Origin of the sequence: Azospirillum melinis (genome assembly GCF_013340935.1) — a bacterium.
Taxonomy (GTDB): Bacteria; Pseudomonadota; Alphaproteobacteria; order Azospirillales; family Azospirillaceae; genus Azospirillum; species Azospirillum melinis.
Map to the genome: position 1 here is coordinate 18,081 of NZ_WHOS01000079.1, position 10,740 is coordinate 28,820.

Annotated in this window: 13 protein-coding genes and 1 pseudogene; 10 read left to right on the forward strand and 4 right to left on the reverse strand. The window is 67.7% G+C overall.

Features of this window, described 5'->3' with window-relative positions; all coding sequences use genetic code 11:
* Positions 1-4 precede the first annotated feature (4 nt).
* The gene (locus GBZ48_RS32415) at positions 5-1,945 is read right to left on the reverse strand and encodes a hypothetical protein (RefSeq protein WP_174474785.1); all 1,941 of its coding nucleotides are present in this window, start codon (positions 1,943-1,945) and stop codon (positions 5-7) included.
* A gap of 207 nt (positions 1,946-2,152) precedes the next feature.
* On the opposite strand from GBZ48_RS32415, the gene GBZ48_RS32420 reads away from it, so the two are divergent.
* The 10 genes from GBZ48_RS32420 to sigJ all read left to right on the forward strand — a co-directional run bounded on the left by GBZ48_RS32420 (position 2,153) and on the right by sigJ (position 8,936).
* On the forward strand, positions 2,153-2,794 hold the full coding sequence (locus GBZ48_RS32420) for a PadR family transcriptional regulator (protein ID WP_174474786.1): 642 nt from the start codon (positions 2,153-2,155) through the stop codon (positions 2,792-2,794).
* Positions 2,795-2,814: 20 nt separating this feature from the next.
* Complete coding sequence (locus GBZ48_RS32425) at positions 2,815-3,123, forward strand: DUF2218 domain-containing protein (protein WP_174474787.1); 309 nt, start codon at positions 2,815-2,817, stop codon at positions 3,121-3,123.
* A gap of 187 nt (positions 3,124-3,310) precedes the next feature.
* The gene (locus GBZ48_RS32430) at positions 3,311-3,766 is read left to right on the forward strand and encodes an RrF2 family transcriptional regulator (RefSeq protein ID WP_012972993.1); all 456 of its coding nucleotides are present in this window, start codon (positions 3,311-3,313) and stop codon (positions 3,764-3,766) included.
* 109 nt (positions 3,767-3,875) lie between these two features.
* On the forward strand, positions 3,876-4,835 hold the full coding sequence (gene cysK / locus GBZ48_RS32435; protein ID WP_174474788.1) for a cysteine synthase A: 960 nt from the start codon (positions 3,876-3,878) through the stop codon (positions 4,833-4,835).
* A 156-nt stretch (positions 4,836-4,991) separates the two neighbouring features.
* Complete coding sequence (locus GBZ48_RS32440; RefSeq protein WP_174474789.1) at positions 4,992-5,783, forward strand: hypothetical protein; 792 nt, start codon at positions 4,992-4,994, stop codon at positions 5,781-5,783.
* Between the two features lie 98 nt (positions 5,784-5,881).
* On the forward strand, positions 5,882-6,670 hold the full coding sequence (locus GBZ48_RS32445; RefSeq protein ID WP_246307611.1) for a HesA/MoeB/ThiF family protein: 789 nt from the start codon (positions 5,882-5,884) through the stop codon (positions 6,668-6,670).
* Between the two features lie 57 nt (positions 6,671-6,727).
* Positions 6,728-7,204, forward strand: a complete 477-nt coding sequence (locus GBZ48_RS32450) for a DsrE family protein (protein ID WP_174474797.1) — start codon at positions 6,728-6,730, stop codon at positions 7,202-7,204.
* Between the two features lie 16 nt (positions 7,205-7,220).
* Complete coding sequence (locus GBZ48_RS32455) at positions 7,221-7,478, forward strand: hypothetical protein (protein WP_174474791.1); 258 nt, start codon at positions 7,221-7,223, stop codon at positions 7,476-7,478.
* 97 nt (positions 7,479-7,575) lie between these two features.
* A complete protein-coding gene (locus tag GBZ48_RS32460; protein ID WP_174474792.1) occupies positions 7,576-8,028 on the forward strand; it encodes a carboxymuconolactone decarboxylase family protein in 453 nt (150 codons plus the stop codon).
* A complete protein-coding gene (sigJ, locus tag GBZ48_RS32465; RefSeq protein ID WP_174474793.1) occupies positions 8,025-8,936 on the forward strand; it encodes an RNA polymerase sigma factor SigJ in 912 nt (303 codons plus the stop codon). The genes GBZ48_RS32460 and sigJ overlap by 4 nt, the downstream gene beginning before the upstream one ends.
* Positions 8,937-8,983: 47 nt before the next feature.
* Here sigJ and GBZ48_RS32470 read toward each other — a convergent pair whose 3' ends face one another.
* From GBZ48_RS32470 to GBZ48_RS36545, 3 genes and pseudogenes are all read right to left on the reverse strand, one after another.
* Positions 8,984-9,358, reverse strand: coding sequence for a response regulator (locus GBZ48_RS32470; RefSeq protein WP_174474794.1), 375 nt, complete (start codon positions 9,356-9,358; stop codon positions 8,984-8,986).
* 76 nt (positions 9,359-9,434) lie between these two features.
* Positions 9,435-10,205 (reverse strand): HAD family hydrolase, encoded by a 771-nt coding sequence (locus tag GBZ48_RS32475; protein WP_246307612.1) that lies wholly within the window; start codon positions 10,203-10,205, stop codon positions 9,435-9,437.
* 100 nt (positions 10,206-10,305) lie between these two features.
* Positions 10,306-10,740: pseudogene (locus tag GBZ48_RS36545) on the reverse strand (hypothetical protein); the annotation flags it as partial.

Sequence of the window (10,740 nt, forward strand, 5' to 3'; positions counted from 1 at the left end):
GGTTCTAGAAGCCGAACATATGGTCGAGGCTGAAGGCGGTGTCACCGGCCGCAAGGCAGCCATGGTAGCCGAACAGGCGGCAGGTGGTGTCGCGGATCAACACATAGGCGTGATCGCCGGCCGCCAGCCGTTCCGCTTCCGTAAACATCTCGCGATAGCGCCAGAAATGCGAGCCGCCGCAGGGGATTGCCAGCCGCTTGCGCGCCACTTCCACCCCGTCGCGCCGCACCAGCACCAAGCTGGTGTCGGAGGTGGCATGCCACTGGGTCGAGGCAGGGTAGACGAGGTGGCAGAGCGTGTCCCACGGATCGGTGCCCAGCCGCAGGAACAGGCGGGTCGACAGGCCGGGCGGGCGGCCATGGTAGCTCTGCGGCTCGTCGCGGTAGACCATCGCCATGTTGAACATGTGGCTGCCGAAGCTTGTCTCCGCCACATGGCCGGTCGTTACGTCCTCGTAACGGACCAGGGCGTGCAGCCAGCCGTCTGCAATCGTTCCGGCTTCGAAATCATAGACCAGTTCGACATGGCCCCAGCCATCCGCAACGGTCTTGTCGGCGGTCTTGTCGGCGACCAGCCCGGTGACGTCCAGCGCCACGCTGTCGGAGCGCTTCAGATTGCCGAAGCGGTGTTCGGCGACGGCGGCGCCGTTGCGGTCGTAGACCACCGCCTTCACCGGCAGTTCGGTCTGCGCCGTGCTCATCGGCGTCGGCAGCAGGGTGGTGCGCCAGCGGCCCATCGGCAGCAGCGGCGCCGGCAGGATGTGGCCTTTGCCCACCATGCCCTTGTCCACCGCACCGCCGGTCAGCAGCGGCAGCTTGGGGTCCGGCTTCAGGTCGGTGCGCTCGACATTGGCGTGGGCCATGCGGCGGCGGCCGTCGGCGGCGGCGATCTCGTAGCGCGGGCGGACGAAATGCTTGCCGGCCTGCACCTCGAACTGCTGGGGCCAGCGCGCTTCGGGAAACAGGCTGGCGACGTCCAGTTCAAGGGTGGCGAAGGCCGGGACCGCTTGATCGAGCGTGCGGATGTCGGACGAGCCCATCGGGTTCAGGCCGACGGCACCGGCCGGGATCGGGGTGGGGTGGCTGTTCTGGATCCACAACGATACGCGCTCACCCTCGCGCGGGGCGGGCAGGCCGGCATAGAGGTCGGCCGGCCAGGCGTTGGCATCGTGGGTGCAGGACAGCACCGTGCCGTCGTCGCCATAGGTGTCGAGCGCGTATTTCACCACGTCATGCCCGGCGGCACCGATGATGTGGAGGAACAGCGACCCGCAGAAGGGAGACAGGTTGAAGCGCTCGCGCACCTGTCGGCTGTCGATCACCACGGTGCCGTCGGTCGGCGGCATCGGCTCCGTCCAGTCGGCGATGGGGCGGCCCTCGCCGTCGAACAGGCAGGCCCACAGCCGGGTGCCCTTGGCGCCGTAACGCGGCCAGTAGTTGGCCGACACCACGCGGGTGTGGTGGCCGTCGCCGTCGCGGAACCAGGCGAAGTTCGTCGCCCAGTTGAACTTCGACAGGTAGTGGCCGGGGTCGTTCAGCATGTCCTCCGGCACGCGCATGGCGTCGAGCGAGACGACGCCGGCCTGCTTCGGGATCAGGTGGGCGATGTGGCCTTCCAAGCGCTGCGAATCGAAGGCGACGACGAAGACGGTGCGGGCGCCGCTGGACGGCAGGTCGGTGACCGGGCGGGCGGCATGGCCGAACACCTCCTGTCCGACCTTCTCGACGTCCTGGACGTAGATGCCGCAGACGTCGATCGACGACAGGTCGTAGAACTCCGCCAGCCCCGACAGCAGGCCCAGCGGGTCGTAGACCGCCACCGGGCCGAAGGAGGCCAGCCGCGCGATCAGGATCGCCGCCTTGGGTGCCGCCAGCGGGTGGCCCACCGCCTTGAAGAAGCTGGAACCGCCGGTGACGTTGGAAAAGGTCTCGATCCGAAGGGGCATCAGGGCACACACGCGCGAAAGCAAAGCCAGGGCGTCGGTTATAGCCGCTTCGGCCGGGCGGGCGACAGTGATTTGCAGGCGAACGTGATTTGTCGTGGCCCGCGGACGCCCGCAGCGTATCGCGGCGAATGCTTCCCCCTTGTCAGAGAGCGTGTTTCGATATATCTAAGTTTTCGTTATATCGAAACTGCATCAGATGAGGGTTTCATGCTTCGGCATCTGTTTCACAAACATGGCCGCCGCTTCTCGCGTCCCGACTTCGAGGACGAGGCTCCGGAAGGGCGTGGCCGTCACGGGCGCCATGGGCATCGCGGCGGCTGGGAAGGCTGGGGCGGTCATGGATGGGGCGGTCATGGTTTGGGCGGTCAGGGCCGCGGCAGCCGCGGCGAGCGGCGGGTCTTCGACCATGGCGACCTGCGCCTCGTCCTGCTGTGGCTGATCGCGGAGAAGCCGCGCTCCGGCTACGACCTGATCAAGACGGTCGAGGTGATGGTCGGCGGCGCCTACAGCCCCAGCCCCGGCGTCGTCTACCCGACCCTGACCCTGCTGGAAGAGCAGGGCCACATCCGCGTCGGCGCCACCGAGGGCAACAAGAAGCTCTACGAGATCATGCCGGAAGGCTCGGAGGCGTTGAAGGCGGCGGAACCGTCGGTCGCCGCGGTGCGCGAGCGCATCGCCCATGCGCGGGCCCGGCAGCAGCGCGAATCCTCGCCGCAGATCCACCGCGCCATCGAGAATTTCAAGCTGGCCCTGCGGCTGCGCCTGTCGCGCGGCGACCTGACGGCGGAGCAGACCCAGGCCATCGCCGACATCATCGATGACGCCGCCCGCAAGGTTGAACGCATCTGACCGGACAGGAGACAAGGATCATGGCTGCATCCACCGCACGCATCGCCACCCCGAACGGGCGCCGCTACATGACCCAGCTGTGCAAGCACTGGGCACACAAGTTCGAGGTCGTCTATGACGAGACCCAGGGACTCGTCCCCTTCGCCGCCGACCGCCGCTGCCGGATGGCGGCCGACGACGCTGGGCTGACCCTGACGATTGAAATCGAGGATGCCGGACAGATGGAGCGCATGCAGGAGGTGGTGATCGACCATCTCAAGCGCTTCGCCTTCCGTGAAGAGACTTTGGTCCGGGATTTGGGGGAGGTGGTCTGGACGCCGGTGGGCTGATTGGGTGGGCTGGCGGCACCCCGCCGGACGAGGCGGCGCATTTTCCCGAGTCTGTCTGCGACAAATCCTGTTGAGAATTACCGCATCAGCGGTGTAAAACGGTTCTTAACCAACAGGCGGAAGTGGGGGAGAGGATGGTGGTTCCACCGTCGGCCGCCCACGGTCAGAATACCGGGAGTCGTTCGTGATGCTCCGCATCTCCAAGAAGCTGATGTTCGCCATCGAGGCGGTCCTCGACATCGCCTACAACGCGGGCACCGAGCCGGTGCAATCCGGCGAGATCACCCGGCGCCAGGGCATCCCGAAGCGCTACCTGGAACAGGTGCTGCAACAGCTGGTGCGCGAAGGCGTGCTGGCCGGCGTGCGGGGCCCTCGCGGCGGTTACCGGCTGGCGCGCGAGCGGCGGCGGATCACGCTGGGCGAGATCGTGAAGGTTGTCCGCGCGATGGAGACCGCCACCGACCCCATCGAGGAGCCGGCGGGTTCGGTGCTGGGCCATCAGGTGGTGCGCCCGCTGTGGGGCGAACTCCAGGACGAATGCATGGCCAAGCTCGACACCATCACCATCGAGGATCTGTGCATGCGCGCGCGGCGCGCCGGGGTGGAGAGCGAGACCGAGGACCGCATCGACTTCACCATCTGATGCAGGGGACTTGGTGGCACCACTTCCCGTTTGACAGGCTCCCTGTGCTGGATAATGCTCCGCCTGGGGTGTTGAAATCACATATAACACAAATCTCAGAGGTGGAATCATGGCTGCACCGGAGTTCCGCGGCAAGATCTACGACAGCATCCTCGACACGATCGGTGCCACGCCGCTGGTGCGGCTGGACCGTCTCGCCGCAGAGTCGGGGGTGAAGGCCCAGATCATCGGCAAGCTGGAGTTCTTCAACCCGCTGGCCAGCGTCAAGGACCGCATCGGCCGCGCCATGATCGAGGCCGCCGAGGCCGCCGGCACCATCGCCCCCGGCCGCACCACGCTGGTGGAGCCCACCTCCGGCAACACCGGCATCGCGCTGGCCTTCGTCGCCGCCGCCAAGGGCTACAAGCTGATCCTCACCATGCCGGAAAGCATGTCGGTGGAACGGCGCAAGATGCTGAAGCTGCTGGGCGCCGAGCTGGTGCTGACCCCGGCGGCGGAAGGCATGAAGGGTGCCATCCGCAAGGCGGAGGAGATCCTGTCCGCCGACCCGAACGCCTATCTGCTGCAGCAGTTCAAGAACACCGCCAATCCGGCCGTCCACCGTGCCACCACGGCGGAGGAAATCTGGAAGGATACCGACGGTCAGGTCGATTTCCTGATCTCCGGCGTCGGCACCGGCGGCACGCTGACCGGCACCGCCGAGGTCCTGAAGTCGCGCAAGCCCTCCTTCAAGGCCGTGGCGGTGGAGCCGGAGGATAGCCCCGTCCTGTCCGGCGGCATGCCCGGTCCGCACAAGATCCAGGGCATCGGCGCCGGCTTCGTGCCCGACATCCTGAAGAAGGAGCTGATCGACGAGGTGGTGCGCATCTCCAACCAGCGCGCCTTCGAGACCGCCCGCGCCGTTGCCCGTCTGGAGGGCGTGCCGGTCGGTATCTCGTCGGGTGCGGCGCTGGCCGCCGCGCTGGAAATCGGTGCCCGTCCGGAGAATGAGGGCAAGCAGATCGTCGTGATCCTGCCGTCCTTCGCCGAGCGTTACCTGTCGACCGCCCTGTTCGAAGGGCTGGAATAATAAGGCATTGGCGTGGGTGGGGATGCTATCCGTCCCCACACCGCAGCCTGAAGCTGAAATTCCGGTCCGAAATTTGACGGATTTTGCGAATTCGGCTAAACTCCCCGGCATCAGCAACGTCGTTTCCGTCCGTGCCGACGCCGGGGAGTGACCGCCATGACGGATATTTCCACCTCCACCTACGTCCCGAACCTGTCGAGCAGCGCCTTCTCCCAGTTCAAGGGGAGAACGACGGGTGTCGGTGCCGACGGAGCGAACGCCGACAGCCAGACTTTCACGGTCAGCAAGGCCGGCGAATACAACTTCAAGATCAACAACAGCTTCACCAACGTCGAGATCCGCAACGACCGCAACGAGGTGGTGACCAGCCTCCGGTCGAACGAATCGACGGCGGATGCCAGCGCGCGGCTCGGTCCCGGCACCTATACGGCGACCTTTTCCCAGGCCAACCGTGCCGCGGGCGTGCGCGACTATTCGATGGACGTCACGGAACGGCAGAATGTTCTGGTGACGGCCGGCGGCGCGACCTTGAAGGGCACCGCCCAGCCACCGGGGAACGGCGACACCGGCATCCAGAAGCACACCTTCAACGTTGTGCAGGGTGGCACCTTCACCGCCGACATCTCGCTGCCCAACACGCGTTGGGCGATGATGGACAAGGATGGCAAGGTGGTCGCCGCCAGCGACTCGGGCAAGCCCGATTCCCAGCAGAACTTCCTGCAGAAGCCGACCTACAAGCTGCAACCCGGCCAATACACCATGGTGGTGGTGCCGCCGTCCGACCTGAAGTCGCCGACCGATTTCCGGCTCGGACTGGTACCGCGCAATCCGGACCTGTCGGACTCCGGCAGCAATCAGGAAAGCGCCATCCAGAAGACGCTGCGCGAGCGGCAGGCCCGCCTGCAGCAATGGGCGTCCCAAGGGGCGACGACCTCGACCAAGGCCTGACGCTTTTCCCATCGCGGCGATTGCGCGCTGCCGGCTTCTCGGAAATCGCGGCATCGAATGTTGCTGCAACGGCCCGTCCTTGCGCTATGCTGCGGGCCATGGACTTCACGGACACCCAGCTTCACCGCTATTCCCGCCACATCGTGCTGCCGGAAGTCGGCGGCATCGGCCAGGAAAAGCTGTTGCGATCCAAGGTGCTGGTCGTCGGTGCCGGCGGCCTGGGCGCGCCCTTGCTGCTCTATCTGGCGGCGGCCGGCGTCGGCACCATCGGCATCGTCGACGACGACACGGTCGATCTGTCGAACCTGCAACGGCAGGTGATCCACGACGAATCGACGCTGGGCCTTGCGAAGGTGGAGAGCGCCGCCGCCCGCATCCATGCGCTGAACCCCGATGTCCGGGTCGAGGCGCACCGGATGCGGATCAACCGCGACAACGCGATGGATCTGATCGCCGGCTACGACCTCGTCGCCGACGGGTCGGACAATTTCGCCACGCGCTTCCTGCTGAACGACGCCTGCTTCCTGGCCGGCAAGACGCTGGTGTCGGCGGCGATCCTGCGGTTCGACGGGCAGCTGACCACCTTTAAGGCGCATCTGGGGGCGCCGCACCCCTGCTATCGTTGCCTGTTCCCCGAACCGCCGCCGCGCGGCACCGTGCCGTCCTGTTCGGAAGGCGGCGTTCTGGGGGCGCTGGCCGGTTCCGTCGGCTCGCTGCAAGCGACGGAGGTGCTGAAGGAGCTGCTGGGGCTGGGTGAAAGCCTGTCGGGCAGCCTGCTGATGATGGACACGCTCTATGCGTCCTATCAGCGCATAACCATCAGGCGGGATCCCGACTGCGCGCTTTGCGGCGATCATCGGACGATCCACGACCTCTCCGCCCACTGACGGGCGCCGTGGCAAACATGGGAGGCGGCCATCATGTCCACTGCCCTGCCTGAGACCATGCCGAATCCGGTCCCGAATCCTGTGTCGGGGGCCGGAGCCAGTGGGACATCGGCTCTGTCCATCGTGCTGTTCGCCGGCGGCTTCGACCGGGTCCATTACGCGCTGGTGATGGCCAGCGCCGCGGCGGCCACCAACCGCAAGGTCACGCTGTTCTTCACCGGCCGCGCGCTGCGCGCCCTGGTCCATGAGACGGAGCCGGGCGTGCTGGGCTGGCACGACCTGGACCCGGCCGACGACGGCAGCACGCCGGTGGCGCGCGACCGCTATTTCGCCGCCCACGGCCTCGCCACCTTCGAGGAACTGCTGGAGGCCTGCGTCGCCATGGGCGTCACGGTGATGGCCTGCGAGATGGGGCTGCGGGCGCTGGGGCTGCCGCCCGGCGTCTGCTTGCGTGCAGACGTGCCGGTCGCCACCGGCGGCGTCGTCACCTTCCTGAATGAGGCGCCCGGCGGCGGCGCCATGCTGTTCGTTTGACAATGCTGGAACGCGCATGAGCGACAACCGCGAGATCCTCGACCTCGCCAACCGGTTCGAGTCGATCGCCACCGACGGGTTCGAGGGACGCCCCTACCGGCCGGCACTGGCCGCGCTTGCCAGCCGCGTGCGGGAGCGGCCGGGGATGGCGCCGCGGGTCGCCCATGCCCTTGGCATCATGATCCAGCTGATCGGCGAGAGCGATCCGGAGGGGCGGTTCGCCGCCAAGGTCGCCATCCTGCGCGACACGATGGGAATGCTGAGCGACGCGTGAAAGCCAGGGCCTGAGTGGGGCGCAGGGCAGCCATGCGTCACGCCGGAGCGACCTGTCCCGTCATGGGGGTGATGCACTCCAGATGAGGATTAGAACAATGGCTTTCCGTTTTACCGTCGCCGCCGATGCGCCGTCCCTGTACACGCCGATGCTCGCCATCACCAAGGCCATCCGCGGCAGCGGCCTGCCGACCGGGCTGATCCACCTGATCGACCTGCGTGTGTCGCAGATCAACGGCTGCACCTATTGCATCGACATGCACAGCAAGGAAGCCCGCCACGACGGCCAGTCCGACCAGCGCATCGCCGCCGTGGCGGAGTGGGAGCGGTCGGACCTGTTCCTGCCGGACGAGCGCGCAGCCTTCGCCTGGGCCGAGGTGCTGACCCGCACCCAGCATGACCGCATCGACGAGGCGTACCGGGAACTGCAACGCCATTTCACTGCCGAGCAGATCGCGCAGCTGACGGCGACGGTGGCGCAGATCAACGCCTGGAACCGCATCGGCATCGCCCAGCATATCGAGGGCACCGCCGTCGGGATGGCGGCGTGACGGCGCTGGCCGACCCGGACACCGCGCTCGCCGCCTTCGCGGGCGAGCGGGCACGGCTGCGCGCCCTGGCCTACCGGCTGCTCGGTTCGGTGGCCGAGGCGGAAGACACGCTGCAGGACGCCTGGCTGCGCTGGTCGGCCGTGGCGTCCGGCAGCGTCGGGTCGGCCCCCGCCTATCTCACCACCCTGGTGACGAGGCTGGCGCTCGACCGGCTGCGGTCCGCCCGGGTGGCGCGGGAGCGCTATTACGGGCTGTGGCTGCCCGAACCGGAGGTCGCCGGCTGGGACTCCGAGCCGGAGGACGGCATGGAGCCCGAGTCGGTGCCGCTGGCGATGCTGCTGCTGCTGGAACGGCTGGCGCCGGACCAGCGGGCGGTCTTCGTCCTGCGCGAGGCGATGGACCTCGATTATGCGGAAATCGCAGCGATGCTCGGCAAGTCGGTGGAGGCCTGCCGTCAGATCATGCGGCGCGCCCGCACCAGGCTGGCCGAGCCTGCCGCCTGGGGCCAGCCGGCCGACTCCGCGGATGCCGGGCGGCGTCTGGCCGATGCCTTCGCCGAGGCCAGCGTCCGGCGCGACTATGCCGCCATCGTCGCCCTGCTGTCCGACGACGCCCAATGGCTGAGCGACGGCGGCGGGATGGTGCGGACGGCGGTCAACCCGCTGTTCGGCGCCGACCGCATCGCCCGCTTCCTGATCGGCGTCCAGCGCAAGCGCGGCGTCAGTTTCGGCTTCACTCCGGTGCGGGTGAATGGCGGGCCGGGGCTGCTGGCCGAGTTGGGCGGGGCGTTCCGCAGCGTTCTGGCCTTTGACGTGGCCCCCTGCGGCGACACCGGGAACAGGATCCTGCGGGTCTATCAGATCGCCAACCCGGAAAAGCTGGAGCGTGTCGCCGTATCTTATAGTTAACGATCGGATTCACGCTTCAAATCGATCCCGATTTTACGCGATCCGATCTAAGCCGTCGCCTCGTCCAGCCAGCGGTCAAGCGCGGTCAAATCCACCGGGCGGGGCAGGATGGGGAAGGGCAGGTTCGGCATGCGCGGGCCGGTCATCAGGATGCGGGTCTGCGGATAGAGCATGGCCGCCAGCGCCGCGGCGCGGTCGCCATCGTCGCCCTCATGGTCGAGCGGAAGCAAGGCCACGGCCGGCGCCTCCGCACCGATGATGGTCAGCGCCTCCAGCGCGTCGTCGGTCTGCGAGACCTGAAAGCCGCGGCCGGACAGATGGCCGGCCAGCGCCTCGCGCTGGACGCGGTCGGCATCGGCGATCACCGCACGGCGTCCGCCATAGCCCGGTATCCGGATGTCGGCATCGATGCTGAAAGCCACGGTTCCCCTCCGTCCATCATGTTTTTGTTATGGACAGACGGAGTATGCGGGCGGGCTCCGGGGTTGTAAACGCCTGCTACCTGGGGTTCGACCTTCGTCGAATACGGACCACTTCGCCCTTGTGCATCAGCGCCAGCATCGGCAGGTCGCTGGGATGGTTGCCATAGCCCCAGGTGGCGGCGACCGGACCATGGCCGGCGATCCAGCCGGTCACCCGTTCCGCCTTGTCCAGCCGTACGCAGTTGGCGGTGCTGAGGCGTCCGGTCAGCCTGCCGTCCACCACCTCCATGCCGGTCGCCAGCAGATCGTCCACCTCCAGCCCGCGCAGCAGTGCCGGCATATAGAGGTCGAGCGCGCCGGTGGCGATCACCACGCGGCGGCCCTGGCGGCGATGCTCCTTCAGCACGTCCAGCATCGGCTGGTGCCAGCGCACGCGCGGCACCATGCGTTCGGCCGCGGCCGACGCGTCGGCCACCGGCAGCCCGCACAGCGTGCGCTTCAGGTAGATGGCCTTGACCGACCCCGGAAAGTCGCAGCCCGGCCCGCGGCCGCGGACATGGCGGTGCAGGGCCGAACGGATGGCATCGGCCAGCGCCAGGGCCGCGCGGCGCCGGCCGATCACCTCGCCGACGAACATCGGCAGGCTGTCGCCCTGGATCAGCGTCCCGTCGAAGTCGAAGAAGGCGACGCCGGCCGGCCCAGAGACCGGCGACTCCGGCATCGCCCCCAGGAGCGACTCCGGCGTTGCCGCCAGCAGGGACTCTGGCGTTGCCGCCGACGGCGGCGTGGGCGGCTCGATGCCGGTCTGAGGCTCCAGGCCATGCGGCGGGGATGACATCGTTTGCATGACCGCAGTTATCCGGCCGCCACAGGGCGGCGGGCAAGGAGTTTCAGGTCGACATCGAGGAAGACCTGCCCCGATGCGGAGGCGGATAAGCTCGTCCGGATCAATGCAGCATGTTCGGGCCGCAGGGCACCTCGAACAGCGGTCCGTCTTCGGAGCCATCGTCGGAGCCGTCATCCTGCCCGGTGCCGTCGTCGGCTTCCTCCAACTGGGCGATCAGGTCGCCTGACGCTTCCTCCAGCCCGGCCTTGACGGCGATCAGCAGGTTGATGATTTCGCCATTGTCCTGCTCCAGGCTGCGGACCCGTTCCTCCAGCCGGTCGATGCGGCGCATCAGCAGATCCGACAGGCGGTCGAGCCGCTCCAGGACGGGGTCGAGGGTCGGGGAGGCGGGCCCGGCCGTGCTCGGCGGGCTCTCGGGCCGGGTGGGGGGGGGCCGGGCCTGGCGGTTGTTGGGGCGGGCCTTCCATGTGCGGCCGGGTTCCGGTTGCTTGGGGGTTTGTCCTCCCCCAACCCTGTGGCAGCGGCCGCGAAAGGC